The organism is Shewanella goraebulensis (genome assembly GCF_030252245.1).
Lineage (GTDB): Bacteria > Pseudomonadota > Gammaproteobacteria > Enterobacterales > Shewanellaceae > Shewanella > Shewanella goraebulensis.
In genome coordinates, this window is the sequence record NZ_CP126972.1 from 579,710 (window position 1) to 606,638 (window position 26,929).

The window sequence follows — 26,929 nt, forward strand, 5'->3', positions numbered from 1 at the left end:
TTTACTACCGCCTCAGATTCGCCATCCCTGGCTCAACCTGAGGCTATGTCGGCGTCCTGCCTCCATCACGCAAATTAGCTCAACGCATTCGGACACTTCCAACGGAGGCCATTGAGCCTGCAAGTTCATGGGTTATTTCATACTTGGTGAAAGATCGATTTTTAAGCCTTTATTGTGCTTTTGTTTTCCTTTGAATATTCAATTTGAATTGAGGTAAGCAAGAAAATCGCGTGAGTCCAGACATGGCCTTTCTCGCACATCCATGTGCTTCAAGGCTTTTAGTGCATCTTACACTTAAGATTCTAGCTAGCTTTCGAGGGGGAAGGGACGCTACATCGGAAGCGTTAGAGCTTCATTAAACCAAAGTTGTAGCTTGCCGAAACTAGATGCAAAGGAAGGTTAACGCTGGATGATTCTCCGTTGGAAATTTTGCTGTTTAAATTTCGCCGGAGCTGCGGGGTGTAGCTCTTAGTGAAAAGTAAGAGGGAGTTGCAGTTCACTCCCTTTTAGTCTGGTGTGGGCGAAGCGCCACGACGTTGACCTTAATCCAAACGGAGTTTGGAAAATAGCAGAGCAGCTGCAATCTGGTGTGAGCGAAGCGCAACAACGTTGACCTGAGTCCAAACCAAGTTTGGAGCTATAAACCCCCATCTTCCCAAATTCATAATGCGTTGCAGAATGCATTTATAAACAAATAAATAATTCTTTAAATATCATAATTCTTTGTATTTAAAGGTAAATTAAACTTGGCATTCACTGTGCATTATCAAGTTACATCCTGATAACGAATAGCGAGATGCCAATATGCAAAAATTTAAAGCAAGAACATCACAAACGAAAACAGTCGCAGTTAATCCTCTGAATTCCCAGATTATTAATATTCTTGGTTTTAGTAGTATTGCTATTGGTACTAGCATGGCGTTATTTAGCGCTAATACCAATGCCGCTGATGCCTTTGAAGCCTGTCCTACCGAAGCCTTTATTATTCAAACTCCCTCTGGTGTGCCAAAAACATTTGGCGTTGAACTCGGCACGGGTAGTTATGTGGTGTTATCGCCAGATATGGGTCTCACCAAAGCACTTAACGGTGTGGGTTTTAGTTATCTTGATAACTACCTCTACGGTTGGGATTATGAGCACGGCACCGTGGGTAAAGTGGGTAAAGATTACCAAGTTGAGCCATTAACAATCACCAAAGACAGTGCGGCAGCCAATCAAGATTTTTATGTTGGTGATGTGGCGATTGATCAAAACGTTTGGTATGGCTACCGCAAAGGTGTTGGCCTATTCACTGTGCCACTTGATGGTAATGATCATCCAATGAATATTGTCTCAGGCAGTAAAGCTAATGCCACTTATCGCATTACCGATTTTGCCTTTCATCCAAGTAATGGTTTCTTATATGCCGTCACAAATGGTAGTACCGGTACCTTAATCAAAATTGACCCTAGCACGGGTGCGCATGAAAACTTAGGTAATGTGATCACCAAAGACAGCGGTAGTTTTACTTTTGGGGCGCAGTTTTTCGATCCTGATGGCAACTTGTACTTGAGTAACAACGGCGACGGTAATGTATTTAAAGTCAACGTCGATGCTGATACTCCACAAGCTGAACTCTTTTCTTATGGGCCTTCTTCTACTTCTAATGACGGTGCGCGTTGTGCTCTTGCTGAAGTGCCAGTGGGTGACAGTGTCGATTTTGGTGATGCGCCAGATAGCTACGGCACCTTAATTGATTCAAACGGTGCCCGCCACGGCATTGTTGGCAATATGAAATTGGGTAGTGTTATTGATAATGAATCAGACGGTTATCCAGCGCCGCTTTCTGATGATGAAAGTGATGGCATTGACGATGATGACGGTATCAGTATGCCAACAGGCTTTGAAATCGGTGAGAAAGCCATGCTGATTGTCACGACTCAAGGTGATGCGGCATTTTTAAATGGTTGGATTGATTGGAACCAAAATGGCGAGTTCGACACTGATGAAAAAGTGATTGCGGGTCGTTCTGTTAGTGCAGGTACAACCACGATATCTATCGATGTGCCTAATTGGGCGAAAACTGGCGAAACATGGTCACGTTTCCGCCTCAGTTCAGTGGCCGATTTATTGCCAAATGGTGGTGTGAGTGATGGTGAAGTAGAGGATTACCCAATTACAGTCACTGAAACAGGGGTGACGATTAGTTATTACCCATCTTCATCTGAATACACCACCTTAGCTTACGAGGATTTATATCCGAACCAAGGTGACTTTGATATGAATGATGTGGTGATGCAGTTACGTATTAGCCAGTTCAGTAAAAATGACTTGGTGCGTCGCGTGGCATTTGATGCTCAGTTGGTGGCAATGGGCGCTGCTTATCATAACGGCTTTGCGGTGCAACTGCCTGATGTGGGACGTGGCAACGTACAAGAGTCAGCAATTGAGTGGAGCATGCAAGGCGTTAAACAAACCACATCACCACTAGAAGAAAACCAAACTAATGCAGTACTACTGTTTAGTGAAGATTTGTGGCAACACGCCACTCCTGGTAACGGTTGTTTGTACTTCAGAACAGAGCCGGGTTGTGGTACTCAGTACCGCGCAACATGGCAAATGACCGTACCATTTATTGATTCGGTTCATGTCGATGATATGCCTGAATTCCCATATGACCCATTCATTTTTGCGACACCTGATACCGATCATGGGTTAGCCGCTAAAAATATTACTGACGGTAAAAATCCGGGTCGTAAACTTGAAATCCATCTGAAAAATAAAGCGCCAACTGATTTATTTGATACTCGCTTTTTAGGGATGCATGACGACAACTCTGTGGCTTCACAAGGTCAGTACTTCCAAGACCAAAACGGCATGAGCTGGGCAATTGAAGTACCTGACACATGGCAGCATCCTGCTGAGTTACAACGTGTTGATAATGCCTACATTGAGTTTATTGAATTTGCTGCGGATGCAACAGGTGAAACCAAACCTTATTGGTACCTAACCGCTGCTGATTCATTAATTTTCAAAGACTAATGCTAACTACAACAACTAGCACTTTGATAAATGTAAAAAATGAATCGATAGCAAACACAATGAATTTAAGTAAAACGGAATTTAAAAGGTAAACATTATGAACATATTAACAACTGATAAAACTCAAAAAAATGAACAAGTAACGTTTGATAACGGCATGGCTTTGAAAGGAATGAGATTCGGCAGTATTGCAATAGTTTTAATGCTGACTCAGTTAACTGCTTGTGGTGGAGGTGGTGGTGACGATAGCTCTCCAGAACCAGCTGCAGCCACTCCAGCGGTAACGACGCCAACGACGCCAGCTACTCCAACAACGCCGACTACACCTGAAACACCAACGGATCCCGATCCTGAGACACCAGAAGAGCCAGCTCCAACACCTACGTCGATTGATGATTTGGTGGTTGATGCAGACTTTGATTTACAAGCTGCTTTTACGTTAGGAGTTGATGTGGCACTTGAGTCTACACAGCGAGGTTACTTTTCGCTTTGTGATCAGTATGAGCAAAATGGCGCACAAGTGACTGTGAATTTTGAATCATGTTTATTACGTGGTGCCTTAGATGAGGGCAATTTGAATGATGAGCTGTTAGTGGCAAATCATCAGCAAAATCTAATTGCTGTGGTGTGGTTCTATGATGGTTCAGACCCTGTTTATCAAATGTGGACATATGATATGGAAGCAGAAGAACAGAAACTAACGATTAACTAATGCAGTTACTCATGCATTAACGGCAATGTATTAATCACACTGTATTAACTACTACTGCATTAACCACTAATGTATAAACCGCTTTAACAGTTGAACGCGTTAAAATCCCCTGAGCATCGCATTAAGATGAAGCACAGGGGATTTTAAATTTACGAATTATTCTGCTGATGCCATAGCAGTATTAACAGTAGTTTTCTCTGAAACAGCTGTCCAATCTCCGCCCAAAGCTTTATTCACCAAAATCAAATTACTGGCAATATTCAGCTGAGCGACAACTAAGCTATCTTGCATCAGATTGTCTTGGCGCTGTGCATCAAGGACTTGTATATAATCAATCAAGCCCGCTTTATACAAACTTTTAGCTTTACTTACCGCAGTTTGAGTTTGATCTGCAGCTGTGCTGAGCTGCTGGTAAAACTTAAGACTGTTGCCATAACTCATTAAGGTGGTTTCAACTTCATTAAACGCATCATTAACGGTTTGCTGATAGCCTAAGCTTGCCTGCTTAAAGCGAGACTCTTGTAAGTCCACCATCGCTTGCCCACGGCCGCCATCGATTAAGTTCCATTTAACCCCAATTCCGCCCATCCATGAGGCAGAACCTGAACTGAATAAATCATCCACATTTTTGGCTAACGTGGCAGGCGATGCAGTAATGAAAAAACTTGGGTATTGTGCGGCGATACTCGCGCCTAATTCTTCATTAATTGCGGCCATGTCACGCTCTGCAAAAGCAATGTCGGTACGACGTTTTAATAAGTCAGATGGTAATCCAACCGGAATTTGCCCTGTTACTAAAGGTAAAGGCGCTTGGCTAAACTTATCAGTCACTTGTGATGGGTGTAGCCCAAGTAAGGTTGAGATGCGGTACAAATGGACTTTTTCTGCTGTTTCAAACACGGTTTGGGTCGCTTTTACCGTTGCAAGCGCAGCGCTTGCATTGGCTAAATCGAGATCTGAGCCATAACCACTTCTGACCAAGCTTTTAACCATATTCAAGGTTTGCTCTTGCTCATCAATATTGCGCTTGGCAATCGCTAATCTTGCTTGAGCGCCGCGATATTGCAGGTAATTATGGACTACATCTGCAGTGATTAAGGTCACCATGCCTTGTTGGATAATTTCGGCTTGCTCAATACGAATACTTGCAGCATTACTGAGTGAGTCAATTTTGCCAAAAATATCCATTTCCCAGCTGATATTAGCCCCGACCACAGCGCCTTGATAATCATTATCCAATGCCAAATTTTGGCCACCGAAATTAATGCCAGATACCGCCGCACCTAATAGTGGATCTTTTTCAGATATCCCGTATGAAAATCCACCGGCTCCTACAGAGACTGTCGGTATTTTAAATGACGACACACTTGTTTCATAAGCCTTAGCAGATTGAATCCGCTGGGCCGCTAATTGAATAGTGATGTTTTGTTGCTGCACTTGTTCAATTAACTGATTAAGCTGTGGATCGTTAAAACGTTGCCACCAAGCATCGTGTTCGATTTGACTTTCGCCTTGGCTAGCGTCATGCAAATACACAGTATCAAGCTTGATAGTGTCTTCGACTTGATAGTCGGGTGTCATGCTACAACCTGTAAGTAAGAGGCCAATAAGCAGAGATAGATTACGCTTCTTCATTGGCAACCTCCTGAGAGTCATTTTTAAAGAAAAGTTTGTATAATGCAGGCATTAACAGCAAGGTTAAGAAGGTGGCTACAAATAAGCCTCCAATAATGGTTGCCGCCATCTGATCGAATAGCAAATCGCTTAACAGTGGCACCATACCTAATGCGGTGGTCAGTGCGCCCATTGAGATAGCCATAGTACGGTTGAGGGTTGCTGATAAGATTGAGTCATCTAGCGACTTACCTGCTTTTCGCTCTAGTTCAATTTGATCGGCCAATACAATGCCGTTTTTAATGATCATCCCCGATAAGGCAATTGCTCCAACTAAAGCCATAAAGCCAAATGGTTTATCAAATAGCAACAAACTCCAGCACACGCCCATCCCAGCTAATGGCACTAGCATGAAGATGATGGTGGGTTGTCGGTAAGCGCTAAATAATGCCATTAAAATAACAATCATAATTAAGAATGCTTTAGGTGTTTGTTGGATTAAGTCATCAACAGCTTCTTTTTCATCAGCATACTCGCCACCCCACTCAAGCTTGTAGCCTTTAGGCAATTCAATCGCTTCAATTTGAGCACTAATTTCATTACGTACTTTACCAACAGCATCACCAACAACACCTGCTTGAACTGTTAATGTCGGCACGCGATTTCTGCGCCATAACATGCTTTGCTCACCTTCAATTTCGAAGTCATCAACAACATGAGCTAATGGCACACTGTGCAGCCCCATAAATGAGCGTACTGGGATATCACCAATGTCATCAATACTGGCATTAGTCGACTTGAATAAAATTGGCATTAAGGTGTCATTTTCACGCAGCTGCCCAACGGTTAAACCATCGGTAGCGCGCTTTAAAGCTAACGAAATATCAGTGCGATTAATTCCTGCAAGTCGTGCTTGTTCTTGGTTCATCACTGGGATCATTACTTTACTTTCTTGACGCCAATCATCACGAACATAACGGGTGTTAGGGTGCGCATTAATGATGATTTGCGCTTGTTTTGATAGCTGATGCAGTACTTTTTGATCAGGACCGGAAAAACGCGCTTCAATGTTGAATTTATCTTTAGTAGTCAGCTTTAAGTCTCTAAAGCGTGGTTGCGCTTGTGGGAAGTTAGCTGCTAACCATGTATTACCATCGGTAACGAGTTTGTTGATCCCTTCAAAATCATGGGTGTTGATCAGGATTTGTCCGTAACTGCTGTCCATTGGCTCAGGCTCAACGGTGACAGAGAATCGTGGGGCGCTGGCACCAATTGAAGTCGAAATACTGCTGACTTCAGGGCGTGACATTAACCATTGTTCAATCTGTTTCATATCACTTGAAACATCTTCAATACGACTGCCGTTAGGTAACCAATAATCAAGAAACACCATGGCTCTATCAGAGCTTGGGAAAAAGTTCACTTTAACTGAAGGAACTAACGCAATCGTCATCGAAAAGGCAACCAATACCCATGTGATGGTGTACTTAGGGTGACGAATAGCCCATTGCACTGCTAAGCGAAGCTTAGTCATGAAAATATTGGGTTTTGACTCACCTTCATTAGCTTCGGCGTTAATAAATGCCCAACACATTAACGGAGTGATAGTCATAGCGATAACCCACGACAGTAGTAATGAGCTAGCTAAAATTTGAATGATTGAAATAGAGAATTCTGAGGCATCAGTGGTTGAGAAAATCACTGGTGAGGCGCCCATAATAGCAATGATTGTTGCACCTAATAATGGTACAGCCGTTTCGCTAATACAGCTTTTAGCCGCTTCTAATCTCGCCATGCCTTGTTTGAGCTTGCCAACAAACATATCAGTGATAACAATGGCGTTATCGACCAACATACCCAAAGCAAGAATAAATGAACCGACAGAGACTCGTTGTAGATCAACACCAGACACATTCATATAAATGAGAGTGAATAGAATGGTTAACAGTAAGCTTGAGCCCACAATGGCTGCACTGCGCCAGCCCATGAAGATTAGTAGTACAACGACAACAATCGCGATACTTTCAATCAAGTTAGACACAAAGCTAGTAATAGATTTATGCACTTCTTCAGGCTGAAACGCAATCGTGCTAATGGTAACGCCCAGAGGTAATTCGGCTTGGTAGCTGTCGATAATATCTATTAACTCATCACCGAGCGATACTACGTTAATCCCGCTGACAGGGCTGACTGCGAGGGTAATTGCAGGTTCGCCATTAAAACGGCTTTTTGTTAATGCAGGCTTCTGATAATCATAGTAAATATCGGCTACATCACCTAGACGAACTAAGCCACTCGATAACTTACCAACGCCTGTTTTAATGGAAAGATTTTTAATGTCTTCAATACTATTAAAAGCACCACTTTGTGCCACGCGAAGGCGCTCAATGCCCACATCAAAGCTGCCTGCATCAAGCGACATATTTTGACTATTGAGTTGATTTAGCACTTGAGCTGAAGATAACCCTGATTCTGCAATACGTTCATCGCTGATATCAATATGCACAACACGGTTTTGTACACCGTGAAGCTCAATCTTTTTAATACCTTTCACTTCCTTAAGACGACGCTGCAATTCCTCTGCGTAATCTTTTATTTGGTAGGCTTCAGCATCATTACTGTGGATGGCGAATAGCATGCCATACACTTCTGAAAACTCATCTTGAACGATATTGATTTGAGCTTGCGGCGGTAAGGCAAGCTGAATGTCATTGACTTTACGACGGAGTAAATCCCACTCTTGAGGTAAAGCAGATGATGAGGTTTTACTGACTAGGTCAACAAAAATCATTGAAACACCAGGCTTTGATAGCGAGCGTAGTGTTTTTAAAGATGCCATTTCCTGCAGCTTCGTTTCGACCTTATCAGTGACTAAGTTTTCAACTTCACTGGCAGAAGCACCTGGGTATAGAGTGACGACAACGGCAGTTTTAACAGTAAAAGACGGATCTTCCAATTTGCCTAAGTCAAAGTAAGAATAAATACCAGCAATGACAGCCAGTACGGTAAAAAAGGTAACAAATACCCGTTGGCGAATAGCAAATTCAGCAAAGTTCATGACTACTCTCCTAATTCAACCAGGTTAGTGGCTAATTGGCCGTCTGATAAGTAAGCTGCGCCTGCTACGATAACGGTTTCAAGGCCGGTTAATTTATTGCCTTCTTTAGCAATAATACACGTTTGCTTACGGCCAGCTTTAGTCACCTCGACAGGAACCCTATGTACTTTTTGATCAACTAATGTCGCAATGTACATCGATTGTTCTTTGCTGATTAACGCAGTAGATGGCAAGCAAATGCTATTGGGATCAAGAGTTTCATCATTTATGCGAACATTGACTACCTTGCCTGGGTATAGGTTTTCTGATGTGTCAGAAATGGCAATTGTCGCACTAAAGGTACGCTTGATAGGATCGGGAACCGTGGTGATTTCAGTAACTTGGCCATTTAGCTGCTGAGGTTCATTATTTGAACCGATTAACGCGACTTGATCTTTATAAAATACGTTAAGCTGCGCCTCTGGAATATCAACAATCGCATTGAGACTATTTGGCTGATGAATCGTGGTAAAAGCAACACCAGGAATAACTTGTTCATAGTTATCAAACTGCTTGCGGCCAATAACGCCGTCAAATGGAGCTTTAAGCTCAGTGTATCGTAAGGCATCTTTAGCTTGTTGTAGATTGAGCGTGACCACATCAACACCTGCTTGAGCACGAACAACCCCAGTCTTGGCTCTTTGTAATCTAATATCAGATATCGCATTGTCATCACTGGCCATTTGAGTTCTTTTAAGTTCATCTTTGGCTAGTTGTAAACTTGCTTCAGCTTCGGCTAGACGCGCAGTGAGCTCGTTGGCTCTAACTTGATAATCGTGAGGATCAAGCCTTGCTATTACCTGACCTTTTTTAACGCTATCTCCCTGCTCAAAGAGCAATTCATTCAATGTACCTGAAACGCGAAAAGATAAGTCTGCTTTCTCTTGTGCTTCAACTACGCCAGAAAAGCGCAATGAATGTTGATCCATATGTTTATCAAGTTGAATTACCGAAATTGGTTGCATTACTTTAATGGCAACTTGTGGTTGCTCGCTACAAGCAGTTAAGGCCAAAAGGCAACAGCTCAGTGTTGATAGTTTGCTGGTCATGGCTTTCATTACGTTTTCCTCTAAAATTTGATGGCTAATTCTAGGCTGATACAAGCTGAAACATTAGAGGGGGAAATTGAGTTTTATTGTCCTTTAAAATGAGACAATCATAAAAAGGAGAGGATTTTTTATTCCTTAAGTACAGAAGAATTATTTTTATGGGTAGGTTAAAGCAATGAACTAGATAGGTTTGTTTTTATGAGTATTTGTGATGTTATTGTAGGCATTTGTTGTAAGCTGCCTCTTTGAGTTGTTATTTACTTTTACATTATTATTCAACAGCTTGCCTTTAATATGATTGTCTCGATTTATGAGACTGAGAGAACCGATTTAGGGGCTTATTATTCTGAAATCATTTTTATAAGATGAATTTGTCATTCAGGGATGTTGAAGCAAATAAGTAATTGAAAATAAAGGTGAATATTATGAATAAATTGAATAAAGCAGTCTTAGTCGCCGGTATGATGGTCGGTAGTATTTCAGCAGCCCAAGCGGCAGATATTGAATATTTTGTCGGCGCTGGAGCAGGATTTCAAACTGACTCGGTTGATGGCAATATCAACAAAGATACAGAAGACATGACTTGGCAATTGCGAGTTGGAGCACTTATCAATGAGCAGCATCGTCTTACTGGTACTTTTGGCTACATGGAAGACAAATTTTCATACTCTGGCAATAAGTACAAACAAGAGCAATATAGCTGGCTAGTTTCGTATGACTACCTGATCCCAATGCATAAAGACGTAAACTTATTTGTGGGTGTTGTTGCCGGCGCGAACGATAATAAAGTGGCAGGCAAAGCTTCTACGGACTTCGTTTATGGTGGCCAAGTTGGTGTGCAATACAAATGGAATGAACACTTTTCATCAGATTTAGGTTATCGCTACTTAGAGCAAGATTACAGCAAGAACGGTATTGAAATTGAAAATAGTCAGCAAGTTTATCTGACTCTAGATTATAAGTTTTAATCTGTTGAACCCGTTTTTTTGATTACGCCTCCCATTGGTTAGGTAGGTCAATATTTATTGAGTTACCTTAATTAAATCTCTTGTAATCACTAGGCATAAAATTGAAATATCAGTTTTATGCCTTTTTTTGTTTAACTCTAAATACTGACTCGGTTTCATGTAACTCTTCAGCCATTTCAATCACAGTGTTAGCAAACAACTTAGCTGCAGACGACAAATGCTTACGGCTTGGGTACACTAAAAAACACTCAAATGACTCTGATTCTAATTCAGGTAAAACCTCGATGAGCTGTCCTGAGTCAACTGATTCAGCCACAATGCTGTAAGGTAAAATGGCAATGCCAGAACCGGCATGGCAAAAGTTGAGAAGTGAGTTAATTTCATTAGTAATAATGTTGTATTTTAAATTGATCGTTTGCTCATTTAATGTCACTTGAGACTCTAAAGTTCCGTCATATTCACGCCTACCAATAAAGAAATGTTCGCTTAAGTCTTCAATACAATTAATGGCGGGTCTATTGTTAAAGTAACTTGGTGCTGCAAATAACTTTAGTTTGAAAGTTGTGAGTTTTTTAGCGATGAAACTGCTGTCGTTGAGCTCGCCAGAATACAAAATAAAGTCTAATCCTAGGCGGGTGAGATCACGATAATCACCATGGATCATGAATATATCAAGCTGCACTTCAGGGTATTGTTGTATAAATTCAGCAATATGGCGTTGCAGTAATTTGTCACTATAGGGGATCAGCCCAATACGAATTTTACCCTGTACTTTGGCTTGTTGATTGCGCATCACGTGAGCGGCATTACGTATTTGATCGACTAAAGGCTCAACTTGCTCAAGAAATTGCTCACCATTAGGAGTTAATGACATAGCGCGGGTGGTGCGAATAAACAGCGGTGCACCCAGATGTTTTTCGAGTTCAGCAATACGGCGACTCACTAAAGCGCGTCGAGTATCTAACGATTCTGCGGCCTTAGAAAAACTACCTAATTTTGCTACCGCGATAAATAACTCTAAGTCATTGATGTGCATGTGCTGTTCTTTATTAGTTTTGCAATACACCAGTGTAGTTTTATGGTATTTACTCTGTCAATTCTAGCTGATATTTTCGTCTATGACTTCACAGCTTTACCTTGATATCAAAGGCGTAAATAGCAATAGCTTGGCTACAAACACTAATGGCAGTTGAGCGATTCTCAGTTGTTATTGTTGATTGTTATGGCGGATAATATTGGACGTCTATTTATGTCCCATTTTAAGAGAGCAATCATGACCATTGAACGCATGGAAACCAAAACCCGCATGAGTCGTATCGTGAAGCATAACGGCACTATCTATTTATGTGGCCAAGTTTGCCAAGATGCCACTAAAGATATCACCGAACAAACTCAAACCATGTTGGATAAAGTAGAGGCGTTATTACTGCAAGCAGGCAGTGATAAAAAGCATATGTTATCAGCCACTATTTATGTCAAAGACATGTCATATTTTGCTGAAATGAATGCGGTGTGGGACGCATGGGTGGTTGAAGGTTACGCACCAGCTCGTGCCTGTGTTGCGGCAAAAATGGCACGTGAGGCACTATTGGTTGAAATTTCTGTCGTGGCTGCAGAAATTCAAGCTTAAACAGTTTTATGTCAATAGGGCAATGAATCGGTTTAGATCTCAGATCCATTGTTACCCATCAGCATTCAATTCCCTCAAGTAGCCTCAGGCTACTTGAGTCTTGTTCGCATAACCATTGGTAGGTTAATTCCTTTGGCTATTATTGTGCGACCATAATAAAGATTGAAAAAACTCGCGTTGTCATGAGCGGTGATAAGGCAACCGCTTGAGAATTTAAATGAGCATGAACGTGACTTTTTGATGGTAAAGTTTGAACACTTCCAAACTCATTTTTGGACAAAAGCTTGTTAGAGTTAAAGCACTTAAAGTGATGAGTCTAATTAAGGAATGTATGGCAAGTGGATATATGGTAACGCCGCAATAAGAGGCCAGATAATGGTTGGCTAAAATTGTTGAGGAACGAAACACCATCCAACCGTTAGATGTCCGCTCTTAATTACTTTGTTATTTGCCCGCTTTACACCTTGAGCTTTGCAAATATTGCTCTAGCTACCCAGAGTACAACCACGTATACAATAATAAAAGTAACTAATATTCCAGCTAGTCCCATGATGACTATTTGGGTTGGCATTTCTCTCAATGGTTGCTCAACGTCAACGTTTAAAAGACCTCCCATATAGTGCGTAAAATAAACTACCGAGAAAGTGGCTAAAAACACAAGAATTGCATATACGATATGTCGAATTATTGTGGCCTTGAAATTAGGCGCTGAATCAATTCTATAGTTAAATTTATTCAAGACATTCCGAATCCTTTCAGGGCATATAACGACCCACTAAGGGGCCAAGTAATAGCTTGCTAAAATGTGAAGCGAAGCGGAACCGAGCAAGCTTTTGCGTGTCCCGTCTTTAGTGGCTTGTTATATGCCATTTATACGCAATCCAGACCAGTATAACAACTTGTAAATAATACAAAAATTGGAAATAAGGCTGTTTGAACTAATGCAGTAACTACTGCAATGACATGGATAGTTCTTTGTGTACAATGCCTAGAAAACCACGCAAATGTAAAAGTAATTCCAAGTGGTACAAATGAGACAATAAAATCAACGAATAGTAATTTAAATGGCCTAGTTTCTTTCGCATAATCTGAACCTTCAAAATAAAAGCTATAAGCGCACGTTAATGCAATAACAATGAGAGTGAAGACTATAGAAATTGAGATGCCTTTTTTATTTATCAAAGTAACACTAGCCTCAAACATTACGACTAGTATCAGAAAGATAAAAAATAAGGTGAGAAACAAAGTCTAACTCCTTTTGTCCTTGTTTAATTTCTTGTTATGCAGATTCATCGTCAAAGTAAATGTCCCAAGATATATTAAGGTTTAATGAAACAAGCCTATTCATTAAATCCACTGTCATTGATGGACCACCTTGACCATTAGAGTCCCAAAAACAAAATATGTCAGTTGAACAATTTAACTTGTGCAAATTACTCATAACTTCGAGTTTATCTTGCAGGTTATTTAGGATTATCTCAAGGTGCTCTACATTATCAGTTGAATCAGATAAATCCTTAGTAGAAAAAGCCCAATAATTAAATTCTCGCTCATGCTTATATTTGGAATCATGATTAATAGCTTTAACCTTTGTAGGATTAAAACCAATTAAGTCTGTGATTTTTTCAGGCGACAGTTCAGAAGAGAAAATCCTTAATGTCGCATAGGTCAATGTACATGCCATAGTTTGAGTTTAACTTATCTGCATAACGCCCCATTAAGAGGCTTTTAATTGTTGGCTAAAATGTGAAGCGAAGCGGAACCTAGCCAACTGTTAAAAGTGATCTACACCCGATAAAATAGACACCGTCCATTTTCAAAATAATTTCTGCTCAAATTCAACAGGTGTTTTATATCCTAAGCTCGAATGCAGGCGCTGTCTATTGTAGAAATAGTTTAAATAACCTTTGAGCTTAGAATGTAATTTAGTGCTCGTTTCAAATGTGTTTCCTCTGATTACATCCGCTTTCAATGAATGAAAAAAAGACTCGACCTCTGCATTATCTGTACAACAACCAGGCCTGTTCATGCTGGCTTTAATGTTGTGACACGCTAAATACTGTTGAACCACATGAGCTCTGTATTCTGCCCTTCTATCGGTGTGAAACAGAACAGTCTCGCTGGGTTTACGCTTTCTTATTGCGAGCTTCAAGGCCTTTAAAGTCAACTCTGTTGTTTTGTTCTTTCCAAATGCCCAGCCTATGACTCGGCGGGAATACAAGTCGATGACAACGGCTAAATAATGCCACCTAGCCCCTACTTTTAAATACGTAATATCTCCTGACCATTGTTGATTCATACCTGTCGCTTTGGCCAAACCTTTACGCTTATTTTCAATCGCTTTATAGAAGAACTTTACTTTCGCTGGTTTACTGTATGTCTTTAAAGACCGAGCCCTTAAACCATGCTCTCGCATCAACCTAGCAACTCGCTTTTCACTGGTAATGACTCCTTCTTTTTTAAGAGCGTGAAAGACGCGGGGGCTGCCATATGTTTGGTGATTAGCATTAAACACTTGTTCTATTTTAATCAGCAAATTTGCATCAGAAACGGCTCGTAAGGACACAAGAAGATGACACCAAGCATAGTAACCACTACGTGATACTTTTAGCCAAGAGCATAGGTATTTGACGCCTAGTGTTTGTCCGAACTTTTGGATGAATCCAAATCGTTCTGATGTACTTCCGCCAGATACCGTTGCCACTTTTTTAGCAAGTCGTTCTCCTGCTTAAGCCGCTGATTTTCTTTCTTTAGTTTCTGGAGAGCCTTCAGTTCATTTTTAGTGGGTAGCTTACTCATAATTTCATTGTTGCTTGGATAGCGAGGGGCTTTAGAAAACTTACCTTCTTTGTATTCTTTTCGCCAACGACTCAGCATTAACGGGTGAATATCAAGAGCTAGAGCAACATCCTTAGACATGACATCATCTCTTAAGCTTAGCTGGACTGCTTTGATTTTGAATTTTACAGGATAAAACCATGTCTTTCTTGGTTGGGTATATCTAGGCATTTTAGCCTCCTCAAAGTGATGAGGAGGTGTCTACTAAACTGGGGGAAGAGCACAGTCCTGCTTGAATGGCTTGTTATAACTCACTTTCCACTTTAGATCTCTTTCTTGACCAGTACCAGCAATAAAGCCAACTAGCAGGAAAGAAAAGAAAACTTAAAAGAAAAGTATAAAAACCTACAAGTAGTAAGTTATCAGATTTCCCCCGAGCAAATTTCAAAGTAAAATAGAGCATAATTAAGAAATTAATGAATATGACTTGGCCTGCAGACGTTGCGTTTATGTTCATTTGTGCATCCTTACACACTACCGTGTGGTGAGTTTGAACGCCTTGTTAGCTTACGACTGCTCATACACTGAACGTTCTTCTTTCCAATCATCATCGTCTAAATTGAAAAGTACCTGTTTATTAAATAGTTGCATTGGCATATGTAACATTTGTATAACACTTTTACCACTCGCGATTTCTGAATCTATAAATTCATCTATAGCTTGATGAAATGCCCATGCAGAAACGCTAAGCCAATGTTCTTTTTCGTGATCGATTTTTTCTTCAACACTCCAATACAATTGATTCAATTGATCTGGATTGTTTTCGTCAATCACAAGCTCATTAGGCCAATACTTTTTTATATTTTCAAATAAAGTTGAACATTTCATATATATGTATTTAGTAAGCTAACGCCCTGCTAATAAGTGAACCATGTGCTGGCGGGCGATTTGCTCAGCAAATGGCATGACAGCCTTGGTGAATCTGAATTTAGCAGCTTGTTAGCTAAGCATCGTGTAATGCATAATGAATAATTCGCTTACAAGCTTCGTTTGAACCTATATGCTCTTGCCTCATGGAATCCAACATTTCTTTGACCAAAAATACTTCTAGAAAATACGCCTTACCAGAACAATATTTTTCAGCAACTTCAGATGTCGGTAATGACATTTCTTCATCTGACATTTCAATTACCTGAGCATCTGAAGAAGCTAGGTAACTCCCCTCAATCAACTCGGCAAAAATTATGCCTTCATCATTGTAGTTCTCAATAGACTCAATTAATTTTCGAAGTTCCATTACTACCTAGCTAACAGCTTATTATACGGCACGCCTGATAAAGTCGGCCGTTTAAGTTATTGATTTATAAAATCCTACATTCTCTATGTCTTTGATGTAAAGCAATAAAATTATCTTGGCATCCTAAAACAAACCGAGCTTGCGCGTTAAAGTCGCTTAAAAAATAAGTAATGAAATTTATTTCCAACATTATCAGACAATTATAGATTTTTAGTTAAGCATGAATTACGACTTTAGACTTATTTGATGAGCTGTTTGATTTAAATTAAGCCAAATCCCATTATACCTGTATATAAAAACAGTTCATTAGATTGTGCAATCTAGGCTGTAAGGATGGCAACTGTAAAAAGCAATTTCATTTAAATGTTTATGGAAAACGAAGATAAGCATTGTTAAATAGAGCTTTGGTTCTAACTAACTTTGTGGCATAAACGTGTTATAACCACTAACTTTTCACTTCATTTATATTGGGTTGGTTAAAGAAGATCACTACTTCAATCTAATCCATTGCCTGCCGCTGGGATGTACAGGACGAACGAAATGTCGCGATCACATGGATGTGAAAGAGCGACCTTATGTGCAGATACAACTGCGAGATGCTGCATTCTTTATTTAAGGCAGGGTCCCTGTAAGCTCTGCCAAAACATCCATGTTTTGGAAGCTCGCTGCTGCATCTACACTGGGATTATTACTTCTTCGATTTAGCTTCATTTGTGTATCAAGTAGGCTTGAGAACATCAAGAGAATCGCGTGAGTCCTGACATGGATGTCAGGCTAGTTTTCGAGGGGAAGGGACGCCTCCATCGGAAGCGTTAGTGATTTTTGAAGATGATCGAAGCGGAATACAAACGAAGTTTAAAGTTGGATCAATCCCCATCGAAAATTATGCGCTTTCCAGCATTTTTCGTTAGGGGCGCTGAGGGTTTGTTAAGGGGGACAAGCGCTTTCCCCTTGACTCTGGTGTGGGCGAAGCGCCACGACGTTGATTTTTTCAAAAATAATAAAACAAACTTTGGGGGCACAAATACGTTAGAACGACAAACGAAGTTTAAAGCTGGATGATTCTCCGTTGGAAATTTTGCTATTTAAATTTCGCCGGAGCTGCTGGGACTATGGTTTATAAAGAATCAAAAGGGGTGAGCAGTTTCACCCTTCTTGCTCTGGTGTGGGCAAAGCGCCACGACGTTAATCCAAACGGAGTTTGGAAATAGAGAGAACACTACGACGTTAACCCAAAACTTTAAAATAAACGCACAATTACCTAATTATCTCCTCCTTAATTTGACTATCAACGAACCTCAAGTGAGGTATTCATCGCTTGTTATCCGTGCTTATACGATTAAGCCTCTTTGCACCCTAGGATCACACGCCATTGAACTGATATACTGCCCGCTTGATTTTTGGGAGGACCAATGGACGTATCATCATTATTAGATGGCCTAAACGAAATGCAACGCGAAGCAGTGGGTGCACCGCTTTCAAGTATGCTCGTTTTAGCTGGGGCAGGCAGTGGTAAAACGCGGGTATTAACCCATCGTATTGCTTGGCTGATGCAGGTTGAACAACAAAGTCCATACTCCATTTTAGCGGTAACCTTTACCAATAAAGCGGCGGCAGAAATGCGCGAGCGGGTTGAGAAGGTCGTCGGCACGAATATGGGCCGCATGTGGATTGGTACCTTCCATGGATTAGCCCATCGTTTACTGCGTACCCATTATCAAGATGCGAACTTACCGCAAAGCTTTCAGATCATCGACTCTGACGATCAATTACGTTTATTGAAACGTATTCTTAAAAGCCTCAATTTAGATGAAAAGCAATATCCACCACGTCAATGCCAAGGTTATATCAATGGCAAAAAAGACCAAGGATTACGTCCAAAGCACATTGATGCAGGCGGCTTTCCTATTGAGCAGAACTTATTAAACATCTACAAGATTTATCAAGAGTCATGCGATCGCGCAGGCTTGGTGGATTTTGCTGAGATTTTACTGCGAGCCCATGAATTATGGCTCAATAAACCTCATGTGTTGGCACATTATCAAGAACGCTTTAAGCACATTTTGGTTGATGAGTTCCAAGATACCAACGCGATTCAGTATGCGTGGATCCGTGTATTAGCTGGTAAATCGGCCAATGTGATGATTGTGGGTGATGACGACCAATCAATTTACGGTTGGCGCGGCGCTCAAGTTGAAAACTTACATCGTTTCTTAACCGACTTCCCAGGTTCAAATACCGTCAGGCTTGAGCAAAATTACCGTTCTACAGCCAACATTTTGAATGCCTCGAATGAGTTAATTGCCAATAACCCTGAACGTTTGGGCAAAAAACTGTGGACTGAAGATAAGGCCGGTGAGCCGATATCAGTTTACTGCGCTTACAACGAAATGGATGAAGCGCGCTTTATTGTCGGAAAAATGGCTGAATGGCATGCTAGTGGCGGCAATCTTGCCGATTGCGCTATTTTATATCGCTCTAATGCGCAGTCGCGTGTACTGGAAGAAGCCTTATTGCATAAGGGCTTAGCTTACCGAATATACGGTGGCTTACGTTTCTTCGAACGCCAAGAAATTAAAGATGCCATGGGTTACATGCGTCTTATCAACAATAAAGATGATGATGCTGCTTTTGAAAGGGTGGTTAATACACCCACTCGTGGTATTGGTAATCGCACCTTAGAAATCATTCGCTCTACTGCCCGTCAGCAAGAAATGACCATGTGGCAAGCAAGCGTGCGACTTATTGAAGAAAAAGTATTAACAGGCCGAGCGGCAAATGCGGTTAATGGGTTTATGGACTTAGTGATTGGTATGCGTACCGACACTAGCGATATGAGCCTTTATAGCATGGCTGACACCGTGATCCAGCGTTCGGGTCTGCGGGCTATGTACGAAGCTGAAAAAGGCGAAAAAGCCCAGTCACGTGTAGAAAACTTAAATGAATTAGTTACTGCAGCACGCAGCTTTGAAATGCCAGAAGAGCTTGAAGATATGGGCGAGTTAAATGCCTTTTTATCCCATGCGGCATTAGAGGCAGGTGAAGGGCAAGCTGATAAGTTTACCGATGCGGTGCAGTTAATGACTTTGCACTCAGCTAAAGGGCTTGAGTTCCCAATGGTGTTTATGGCTGGGGTTGAAGAAGGTATTTTCCCAAGCAAAATGGCGTTGGATGAAGGTGACCGTTTAGATGAAGAACGTCGTTTATGTTATGTGGGAATGACCCGAGCGATGCAAAAACTCTACATCAGTTATGCTGAGTCTCGTCGTATTTATGGCCGTGAAGATTATGCCAGTCCTTCACGTTTTATTGGTGAAATCCCATCGGAATACGTCGAAGAAATTCGTATGAAAGCGTCGGTATCGGCGCCCTCAATGAGCAGTCGTTTTAACGTACCACGCCAATCCATTGCTAATGACAGTGGCTTTAAAGTCGGTCAAAAAGTGAAGCACTTTAAGTTTGGTCAGGGAATCGTGACCGACTTTGAAGGCACAGCTGATAAAGCCCGAGTTCAGGTTAACTTTACGGATTTTGGCAGTAAGTGGTTATTGGTATCACTGGCAAAGCTAGAGTCTTGCTAGACGGTATATAGATCCAAAGCAGCTTTTTCAGTTGGTGAAGGGCTGTTTAGCTATTCTGAGCCAAATGATCTGATATGGGGTAGCTAGAATAATTGGTATTGGAACGAGATTTTGAGCAAATGGTGACCATTGTCGCTATATCCACGATAAACAAGTGTTTTAAAACGCCCTTAGCATGTTAGATTATTCATTTGGCAAACACACATAAATAACGCCAACCCAGAATGGCGAATAAGAAGTGAATAAACTTCAAAAAGTGGGAGTGAGTTAGCCATGGCAGTATCCTCATGGACACTAAAGCAGAAAATTTCGATATACCAGCGCTTAACGCGCTTAGACAGGCCCATCGGTACATTATTGCTAATGTGGCCATGCTTAATGGCGCTGGTGTTAGCGGCTGGCGGTATGCCAGATATGAAGGTATTAGTTATCTTTGTGTTCGGTGTCTTTATCATGCGAGCTTGCGGCTGTGTCATTAATGATTTTGCCGACAGAAAATTAGATGCTCATGTTGAGCGTACTAAACATCGACCATTAGCTTCTGGAGAAGTCAGCAGCAAAGAAGCGCTGATGTTATTTATCGTCATGGCGCTGATTGCGTTTAGCTTGGTGTTATTTTTAAATCCACTGGTGGTTAAGCTTTCTGTGGTGGGGATTATTCTCACCATTATGTACCCGTTTATGAAACGGGTGACCAATATGCCGCAAATGTTTTTGGGCATCGTCTGGAGTTGGTCAATACCTATGGCTTATGCCGCCCAACTTGGTTATGTGCCTGTTGAGGCGTGGTGGTTATTTGCTGCTAATTGGTGCTGGACTGTAGCTTACGACACTATGTATGCCATGGTTGATAGGGATGATGATTTAAAAGTTGGCATTAAGTCTACTGCCATTTTATTTGGCAGCTACGATCGCCAGTGGATAGCCTTATTTCAACTAGCGGCTTTAGTTTTCTTTATCTTAGCGGGTTGGTCAGCTGAACGTGGTTTGTTTTACAGCATTGGCATTAGCACATTTATTCTTTTTAGTGGTTATCAGCAGTATCTGATCTTTGGCCGCGAACGGGCGCTGTGTTTTAAGGCATTTTTAAATAATAACTGGGCAGGATTCGCCTTGTTTATGGCTTTAGCCGCTGATTATATGTTGCCCTACTAATATAAATTAAAAACTATCAGCCAAAAACGGTACAATAGCGTGGAGAAGGCTGAGCTTAAATGAGACTCAGCACCAATAAATCGCGCTAAAACAACATCAACAAGGATAGCTGATGCACACTTTTTTATTGCTGGTTGTAGCGGCAGCCGGGCTGTTTTTATCAGCCTTAGCGACACCAGTAAAGGCTGATGATGCCTTTTCTATTCCTAACTCCACGTCGTTTACTTTAGAAGACTCAGATAGAAGCTATAAGGTGTTTGTTAAGTTACCTAATAGCTATCAAGAGAACGATCCGGCTCAGTATTACCCAGTGATCTATATGACTGATGCCATGTATAACTTTCAAGTGGTTTCAGGTGTTACTCGTCTGCCAATGAATATGCGCCAAATGCAGCAAGCCATTTTGGTCGGCATTGATTGGCAAGAAGGTATGAGCCCAGCCGCCAGTCGTATTCGTGACTATACACCTATTGCAGATAAAGGCTGGAAACGTAAGACGGGTGAAGCCGAGCGACATTTGAGTTTTATCGCTAATAAATTGATGCCCCACATTAATAAAACCTATCGCACTATTCCGAACCAAAACACCCTTGTGGGTCACTCTCTAGGTGGGTTGTTTGGCGCATATAGCTTGCTGACTCAGCCTGAGCTGTTTAGTAATTACCTACTGAGTAGCCCATCATTGTGGTTTAACGACAAACAACTGATGAAGCAGTTTCGTTCCAGTGACTTTATGCTTAAAAGCATCAATGCCAATGTGTTCATTGCCATTGGCGAATACGAAACGGCTGAGTTGACTGATTTTGGCCATGATATGGTTAATGATGCGAAGGAATTTAAAGCCATCTTGGAGCAAAAAAATAGGCTGTCGGCGACTCAAGGGATTAATCTCAAATTACAGGTCATTGCCGAAGCGGATCATAGCATGGCATTTCCAACGGCCGCGATACAAGGTCTTAGCTGGTTTCTGCCTCAGCAAAATAGGTTGGCTTTGCACTAATCTGCGAATTCAACAATCAATTATCTCAACAATCAATTATCTCAACAATCAGCCACCTCACCGTTTTAGCGTTACAAGGAGTGTATTGTGAAACGTTCTATGAAATTTCGTTTGGGCTTTTTAGCCCTTGCTATTATCAGTTATGTCATCGGTTTTCAGGTGTTACCAGAGCAACTTAATAGTGCTTATGAGATGACAATTGTCGGTGGAATGTCTGCACTGTATTTCTTGGTTTTACCGATCTTGTATTGGATAGCGATTATCAATATTGGTCAGCAAAAAACATGGAAAATATTGATGATTCTAAGTTTGAGTGCGTTGATGGCTCGTTTGAGTTTTCCGCCAGAAATTGCCAGCTATTTTGAATTTATGATGTGGATTAAATATCCGGTTATAGTGATTATCATTCTACTGGAAATGTATTTGCTCATCAGTGTGGTGAAAGGGTTATGGCATGCGAGAAAACTCAAAGGCGATCCGAGAATAAAAGCACTGAACATGAATAAGGATGAGAAAAGCCAAATGGTGGGCATGATAATGGCGGGTGAAGCGGCTAATTGGTTTTACAGTATCCCTAAATTTAGTGCTAACCACCCCAAAGCAATAGCCAATATTAGGTTAATTAGCGCCAATATGTGGTTCATGTGGTTAATGATTTCATTATGTTTTTTAGGCTCTACTATCGCGTATTTATTATTGGTGGATTGGAGTGAAATTGCTGCGGTATTAGTGTCAGCGATTGTGGGCTATGGCTTTTTGAGTTTTATTGCCAACTACAGATTATCTCGTCATTACTCACTGTATATGCACGATGAAAAATTGGTGGTTAACAATAGTATGTGGGGCTTACTCATGGTTGATATCAACGATATTAAATCAGTGACTATCGCTGAAACGGCTAAAAGTACTGCTGAAGAAATCTTATTTGTTGGTCGCGGTGATACTGCCAATGTGATTGTCGACTTTAAGCAAACTCAGCGATATTTTGGCGCCATGGGACAAATGCCTGAGCCAATTGAACAATTGCTATTAGTGCTTGATAAACCACAGCTGCTCAAGTTAGTTATCGAAGACTGCCAACAACAAGCAGAGGCTTAGCGGTAACTACATCTTCATTTTCAACATACAAAAATGCGCCCAACCTAAGGTTGAGCGCATTTTATTATGTTAAGTAGTTACGCGAATGGTATTTAGTTCGTCACTAACTTCTCTAAGTCAGCAGGGCGGTAATAAACGGATTTTAATACCTTACCTTGGCGAACGACTTTACCCGCCATTTCTACGTCTTTTGCGCACTTGGCAATGATAAACTCGCCTTTGGTGCTGCCAACAATTTCAACGCCTTGCTTGGCATAATGCGCGACTGTTTCGGCTAATTCTTGCTCATTACGGCACACTTTACTCATGTTGCTTGAGTGGACTTCATCCCAACACTCAATAAAGTTAATCTCACGATTGTTAGCCACACATAAAAGCAAATCAACTAAGTAGCTAATTTCTATGCGGTCAGTGATTTTGCTAGCGCCTAAATGTACTAAACGCCCCATGAGCACATAAACCGAGTCAATGATGGCGTCAGCTTGCTCAACACGGCAATCAGCTTCAGCTAGTTCTGTTAACTCTTCAATGATGAGTGAGGTATGAAGGGTATCCGCTTTATGATCTAGGCTTGTCGCATCTTCGATAGGTAAATCAAAAGTGCTGCGGAATTGTGTGATATCTCGGTATAGGTGGTCAAATGTTGCTTGGTCTAAAACAGATAACTTCATGGTTCAATAAGCCTAGAAAATAGAAATAGGCGATTATGGTAATGAATTACATTAAGTTCTACAAGACAGACGGCGGCGCTATCAAATGATATCGCCGCCGTGATAAATAAAAAAAACCGCTCGGTTAACAGGGATTGAGCGGAGGTTGAAAATTAACCTTTTATGATGATGAAACTGTTTAACTGATGCCGTTATTTATGAGCATATTTAGCAATAAGATCGTCTATAAATGGCTGAACGCCGTCATCTGTCCAATCAATGTAACCACGAACAAAGCCAACGAGATTGCCTTGTCCATCTAAGATGAAGCTAGCCGGTATTAAGTCAGCAGGCATGATGTAATCAATGTTCTTTTCAGGGTCTATCCAAGTGGCGTAATCTTCAAAACCGTGTTCTGCAAAAAAGGGAGCGATATTGCTTGGGTCTTCATCAATGGAAATAGGCACAAGAGCGAAATCTTTATCTTGATTGCGCACTTTAATATCTTGCATTGCAGGGATCTCTTTAATGCAGGGAGCACACCAAGTTGCCCATAGATTGACCATGACCAATTTCCCTTGGTATTGTTCTAAATTTACCGGGTTTTGCTGCTGATCTTTAAAATCAATGTCTTTAATTTTTCTAGCATTTTTAAGTTCAACAAAACGAGACATCACCATTGGTTTTTGCACTGGTTCGCCAGTTTGGTAAACCTTGACATCATTTGGCGCTGCTGCGGTATTTAAGTGAAGACTGCCTGTGAGTAATAGCATGGTGAGTGGTAGTAATTTATTCATAATAATTCTCATAAGATGTGGTTTCAGTCGTGGCTTGTTGTTTTCTGATCCAAGCGATGCCTCCAATGGCAGCAAGTAGAATTAATCCAAATGGAATAACCCATAACGCTAACGTGCCTAATTTAAGGCTTGGGGTGTAGCGGATCCGTTCGCCAAATCGCGCAACCATAAAATCAATGATTTGTTGTTTAGATTGACCTTCGTCGAGCTTTTTAAAAATATGTCCCTTGAGCTCATTAGCTATTTGGGTTTCTGAATCAAATAAATTGCGATTGTCTGAAGAAGGACAGCGCAGCTCTTGAGCGATTTCAAAACCAAGCTGGCGCTTCTCATCGGCAGAGTATTGAGCACGTGAAAATTGTTTGTTGTCCGTATTGGCATCGGCAGTCAACGCGAAACAAATAAGCCAGACAGCTAAAAGCAAAGTTAATACTGGACTAGTTAATATATTGAAGACGCGTTCTAATTGATTCATGAGGTGGCCTCCCGCAGTTTCTTGGAGCTGTGGCTATTTACATGTGAAGTCGTGCTTTGTTGAACGCTTTGTTCTCTGCACCCAAGAACAACACCACATCCAGCTAGCATCATTAATAAAGCGCCTATCCACAGCCAACTAACCATAGGTTTATAACTAATGCGGATGAGGTATTCTGTCTCATTAAGTTGATTTCCCATTGAGACGTATAAGTCTTTCCCTATAGTGGAGTACACTCCTGCCGCTGACATTTGCATACCGTTGGTTTTGAATGTTTGGCGTTGTGGGTATGCGTAACCAACAATATTTTCTTCATCATCTGTAATGCGAATATTGGCTTGCAGTGCATCATAGCTGTTGGTCGATACTTGTTGGGTTTGTTCGAATACGAAAGTGTATCCGGCAAGCTCACGTCCTTGGTTTGGCCCCATGCTTAGCACTTCTTCTTGCTCGAGGTTTGATACCACAGTACCAGCAAAAATAGCGACTGCGACGCCCAAATGAGCAACGCACATAGCATAAAAACGGCGAGTTTGTATTAAAGAGCTGGCATGCAATTGATGTTGGATCATGGCAATGATTAAGGTGAGTACCAACCAAGTCACCGACATTAGTCCAATAAAGAACCAAGCATTAGCTTGTTCAAACGATTGGTTGATGATGGCTGCTAATACAACTGAAATGACAAATAATAATGCCGGCACTTTCAAGTTACTCGTTTTATCTAGTTGCCAGCGTAGTAACGGTGCTAGCCCCATAAGCAAACTAAGTATGACTAAAATGGGCACAAAGATACTGTTGAAGTAAGGTGCACCAACCGAGATGGTGACACCTGTGATGACGCGATAAATGATTGGATAGTAGCTACCTAAAAGTACAGATAAAGCCGCTACGACTAACAGTAAGTTACCCATCAATATCAGGCTATTGCGAGAAAGTAAGGCAAATTTATCAGTGGTCTTAATGTGATGGGAACGCGCAGCAAATAACGCTAGAGCACTGCCTGAAAACACCAGTAGTAATAGTAGAATAGACATGCCTCGAGTAGGGTCAGCAGCGAATGCATGTACTGATTGCACGACGCCTGAACGAACAATAAAGGTGCCTAGCAAACTTAATGAAAAAGCAAGAATGGCTAAGAAAAGAGTCAGTTTTTTACATTGGCTTAGGCGTTCGCTCATAATCACAGAATGAACGAGTGCTGTAGCAACTAACCATGGAATAAATGATGCGTTTTCTACAGGGTCCCAAAACCACCATCCTCCCCAGCCTAGTTCGTTATATGCCCACCATGAACCGAATGCATTTCCACCTGTTAAGAATACCCATGCCAATATCGCCCAAGGGCGCAAGTAACGGGCGTGTTGTTTTGAAAACTGTTTGCCCATGAGTACTGCCACAGCTGCGGCGAAGCATACTGTGAGCCCGACATAACCTAAAAACAGTAAAGGTGGATGAATGATTAAGCCGATATTTTGCAAAATAGGGTTAAGGTCGCGACCTTCTATTGGGAAATTCGGCAATAAACGCATAAACGGGTTAGAAGTGAAAATGATAAACAAGCTAAAACCAAAAATAATGGCAGCTAAAACTGAAACCGTACGAATAAAGAACTGATGATCTTCTTTATTAGCAGTATTTGCTATGACTACTGTCCATAGAGCAATTGCACTGACCCAAAACAGCATAGAGCCTTCATGGCTGCCCCATATCGCCGCAATTTTATAAAAAGGCGCTAGTTGTGTATTTGAATGGTCAGCAACATAAGCGACAGAGAAATCGTTGGTTAAAAAACTAATACCTAGGCATATTATTGCGCCCATAAAAGCCGATAACATCATATTACTGATAGGGCGTGAATAACTCACCAAATAATCATTTCTCTTATATATCCCCATCATAGGAATAATAGCTAACAATAATGATAACCCAGTGGCTATTATTAAGAGTAAATGTCCAATTTCTGGGATCATATTATTACCTATTCAATTAAAACCTGATTAATAG

Annotated in this window: 20 protein-coding genes; 8 read left to right on the forward strand and 12 right to left on the reverse strand. The window is 41.1% G+C overall.

Translation table 11 applies throughout. The annotated features are described in order from the left end of the window. Positions 1-804: 804 nt before the first annotated feature. Positions 805-3,021: an LruC domain-containing protein gene (locus tag QPX86_RS02430; RefSeq protein ID WP_285164011.1), complete on the forward strand. Its 2,217-nt coding sequence runs from the start codon at positions 805-807 to the stop codon at positions 3,019-3,021. A 97-nt stretch (positions 3,022-3,118) separates the two neighbouring features. Further along, a complete protein-coding gene (locus tag QPX86_RS02435) occupies positions 3,119-3,733 on the forward strand; it encodes a hypothetical protein (protein WP_285164013.1) in 615 nt (204 codons plus the stop codon). A gap of 156 nt (positions 3,734-3,889) precedes the next feature. Here the strand turns inward: QPX86_RS02435 and QPX86_RS02440 are convergent, their stop codons facing one another. From QPX86_RS02440 to QPX86_RS02450, 3 genes are read right to left on the reverse strand one after another with little or no spacing between them, the layout of a single operon-like run. After that, positions 3,890-5,368 (reverse strand): efflux transporter outer membrane subunit, encoded by a 1,479-nt coding sequence (locus QPX86_RS02440; protein WP_220755243.1) that lies wholly within the window; start codon positions 5,366-5,368, stop codon positions 3,890-3,892. After that, positions 5,355-8,405, reverse strand: coding sequence for an efflux RND transporter permease subunit (locus QPX86_RS02445; protein ID WP_285164015.1), 3,051 nt, complete (start codon positions 8,403-8,405; stop codon positions 5,355-5,357). The genes QPX86_RS02440 and QPX86_RS02445 overlap by 14 nt, the downstream gene beginning before the upstream one ends. Before the next feature lie 2 nt (positions 8,406-8,407). Then, the gene (locus QPX86_RS02450) at positions 8,408-9,502 is read right to left on the reverse strand and encodes an efflux RND transporter periplasmic adaptor subunit (protein ID WP_220755245.1); all 1,095 of its coding nucleotides are present in this window, start codon (positions 9,500-9,502) and stop codon (positions 8,408-8,410) included. Positions 9,503-9,918: 416 nt separating this feature from the next. On the opposite strand from QPX86_RS02450, the gene QPX86_RS02455 reads away from it, so the two are divergent. Further along, a complete protein-coding gene (locus QPX86_RS02455; RefSeq protein ID WP_220755246.1) occupies positions 9,919-10,461 on the forward strand; it encodes an outer membrane beta-barrel protein in 543 nt (180 codons plus the stop codon). Positions 10,462-10,576: 115 nt separating this feature from the next. On the opposite strand, the gene QPX86_RS02460 is transcribed toward QPX86_RS02455, so the two are convergent. After that, positions 10,577-11,497: a LysR family transcriptional regulator gene (locus QPX86_RS02460; protein WP_285164019.1), complete on the reverse strand. Its 921-nt coding sequence runs from the start codon at positions 11,495-11,497 to the stop codon at positions 10,577-10,579. 237 nt (positions 11,498-11,734) lie between these two features. On the opposite strand from QPX86_RS02460, the gene QPX86_RS02465 reads away from it, so the two are divergent. Continuing rightward, positions 11,735-12,091: a RidA family protein gene (locus QPX86_RS02465; RefSeq protein WP_220755248.1), complete on the forward strand. Its 357-nt coding sequence runs from the start codon at positions 11,735-11,737 to the stop codon at positions 12,089-12,091. Positions 12,092-13,370: 1,279 nt separating this feature from the next. On the opposite strand, the gene QPX86_RS02470 is transcribed toward QPX86_RS02465, so the two are convergent. From QPX86_RS02470 to QPX86_RS02485, 4 genes are all read right to left on the reverse strand, one after another. Further along, complete coding sequence (locus QPX86_RS02470; protein WP_285164021.1) at positions 13,371-13,775, reverse strand: DUF4279 domain-containing protein; 405 nt, start codon at positions 13,773-13,775, stop codon at positions 13,371-13,373. Between the two features lie 132 nt (positions 13,776-13,907). Then, a protein-coding gene (locus QPX86_RS02475; protein ID WP_285164023.1) for an IS3 family transposase occupies positions 13,908-15,100 on the reverse strand; the annotation gives its coding sequence in 2 pieces (ribosomal slippage) (positions 13,908-14,792 and positions 14,795-15,100; 1,191 coding nt in all). A gap of 336 nt (positions 15,101-15,436) precedes the next feature. After that, complete coding sequence (locus QPX86_RS02480) at positions 15,437-15,703, reverse strand: hypothetical protein (protein WP_285164024.1); 267 nt, start codon at positions 15,701-15,703, stop codon at positions 15,437-15,439. 169 nt (positions 15,704-15,872) lie between these two features. Beyond that, entirely contained in the window at positions 15,873-16,166 is a 294-nt protein-coding gene (locus QPX86_RS02485) for a hypothetical protein (protein WP_285164025.1), read from the reverse strand. Between the two features lie 1,412 nt (positions 16,167-17,578). Between QPX86_RS02485 and uvrD the strand changes: the two genes are divergently transcribed. The 4 genes from uvrD to QPX86_RS02505 all read left to right on the forward strand — a co-directional run bounded on the left by uvrD (position 17,579) and on the right by QPX86_RS02505 (position 23,000). Continuing rightward, complete coding sequence (uvrD, locus tag QPX86_RS02490; RefSeq protein WP_220755621.1) at positions 17,579-19,747, forward strand: DNA helicase II; 2,169 nt, start codon at positions 17,579-17,581, stop codon at positions 19,745-19,747. Positions 19,748-20,020: 273 nt separating this feature from the next. Then, a complete protein-coding gene (gene ubiA / locus QPX86_RS02495) occupies positions 20,021-20,902 on the forward strand; it encodes a 4-hydroxybenzoate octaprenyltransferase (RefSeq protein WP_285164027.1) in 882 nt (293 codons plus the stop codon). Between the two features lie 112 nt (positions 20,903-21,014). Further along, entirely contained in the window at positions 21,015-21,902 is an 888-nt protein-coding gene (locus QPX86_RS02500; RefSeq protein WP_285164028.1) for an alpha/beta hydrolase, read from the forward strand. An 87-nt stretch (positions 21,903-21,989) separates the two neighbouring features. Further along, a complete protein-coding gene (locus QPX86_RS02505; protein ID WP_285164030.1) occupies positions 21,990-23,000 on the forward strand; it encodes a hypothetical protein in 1,011 nt (336 codons plus the stop codon). Positions 23,001-23,092: 92 nt separating this feature from the next. Here QPX86_RS02505 and QPX86_RS02510 read toward each other — a convergent pair whose 3' ends face one another. From QPX86_RS02510 to QPX86_RS02525, 4 genes are all read right to left on the reverse strand, one after another. After that, positions 23,093-23,671, reverse strand: a complete 579-nt coding sequence (locus QPX86_RS02510; RefSeq protein ID WP_285164031.1) for a nucleoside triphosphate pyrophosphohydrolase family protein — start codon at positions 23,669-23,671, stop codon at positions 23,093-23,095. Between the two features lie 191 nt (positions 23,672-23,862). Further along, on the reverse strand, positions 23,863-24,447 hold the full coding sequence (locus tag QPX86_RS02515) for a TlpA family protein disulfide reductase (protein WP_259651407.1): 585 nt from the start codon (positions 24,445-24,447) through the stop codon (positions 23,863-23,865). Next, positions 24,440-24,922, reverse strand: a complete 483-nt coding sequence (locus QPX86_RS02520) for a cytochrome c-type biogenesis protein (RefSeq protein ID WP_220755615.1) — start codon at positions 24,920-24,922, stop codon at positions 24,440-24,442. The genes QPX86_RS02515 and QPX86_RS02520 overlap by 8 nt, the downstream gene beginning before the upstream one ends. Next, the gene (locus QPX86_RS02525; protein WP_220755614.1) at positions 24,919-26,895 is read right to left on the reverse strand and encodes a heme lyase CcmF/NrfE family subunit; all 1,977 of its coding nucleotides are present in this window, start codon (positions 26,893-26,895) and stop codon (positions 24,919-24,921) included. The genes QPX86_RS02520 and QPX86_RS02525 overlap by 4 nt, the downstream gene beginning before the upstream one ends. Between the last annotated feature and the right edge of the window lie 34 nt (positions 26,896-26,929).

Coding starts and splice junctions, on each gene's coding strand:
- QPX86_RS02515 (WP_259651407.1), bottom strand. CDS start 24,447: ATGAATAAATTACTACCACTCACCATGCTATTACTCACAGGCAGTCTT.
- QPX86_RS02435 (WP_285164013.1), top strand. CDS start 3,119: ATGAACATATTAACAACTGATAAAACTCAAAAAAATGAACAAGTAACG.
- QPX86_RS02445 (WP_285164015.1), bottom strand. CDS start 8,405: ATGAACTTTGCTGAATTTGCTATTCGCCAACGGGTATTTGTTACCTTT.
- QPX86_RS02455 (WP_220755246.1), top strand. CDS start 9,919: ATGAATAAATTGAATAAAGCAGTCTTAGTCGCCGGTATGATGGTCGGT.
- QPX86_RS02520 (WP_220755615.1), bottom strand. CDS start 24,922: ATGAATCAATTAGAACGCGTCTTCAATATATTAACTAGTCCAGTATTA.
- QPX86_RS02430 (WP_285164011.1), top strand. CDS start 805: ATGCAAAAATTTAAAGCAAGAACATCACAAACGAAAACAGTCGCAGTT.
- QPX86_RS02485 (WP_285164025.1), bottom strand. CDS start 16,166: ATGGAACTTCGAAAATTAATTGAGTCTATTGAGAACTACAATGATGAA.
- QPX86_RS02440 (WP_220755243.1), bottom strand. CDS start 5,368: ATGAAGAAGCGTAATCTATCTCTGCTTATTGGCCTCTTACTTACAGGT.
- ubiA (WP_285164027.1), top strand. CDS start 20,021: ATGGCAGTATCCTCATGGACACTAAAGCAGAAAATTTCGATATACCAG.
- QPX86_RS02470 (WP_285164021.1), bottom strand. CDS start 13,775: ATGGCATGTACATTGACCTATGCGACATTAAGGATTTTCTCTTCTGAA.
- QPX86_RS02525 (WP_220755614.1), bottom strand. CDS start 26,895: ATGATCCCAGAAATTGGACATTTACTCTTAATAATAGCCACTGGGTTA.
- QPX86_RS02500 (WP_285164028.1), top strand. CDS start 21,015: ATGCACACTTTTTTATTGCTGGTTGTAGCGGCAGCCGGGCTGTTTTTA.
- QPX86_RS02460 (WP_285164019.1), bottom strand. CDS start 11,497: ATGCACATCAATGACTTAGAGTTATTTATCGCGGTAGCAAAATTAGGT.
- QPX86_RS02510 (WP_285164031.1), bottom strand. CDS start 23,671: ATGAAGTTATCTGTTTTAGACCAAGCAACATTTGACCACCTATACCGA.
- uvrD (WP_220755621.1), top strand. CDS start 17,579: ATGGACGTATCATCATTATTAGATGGCCTAAACGAAATGCAACGCGAA.
- QPX86_RS02450 (WP_220755245.1), bottom strand. CDS start 9,502: ATGAAAGCCATGACCAGCAAACTATCAACACTGAGCTGTTGCCTTTTG.
- QPX86_RS02465 (WP_220755248.1), top strand. CDS start 11,735: ATGACCATTGAACGCATGGAAACCAAAACCCGCATGAGTCGTATCGTG.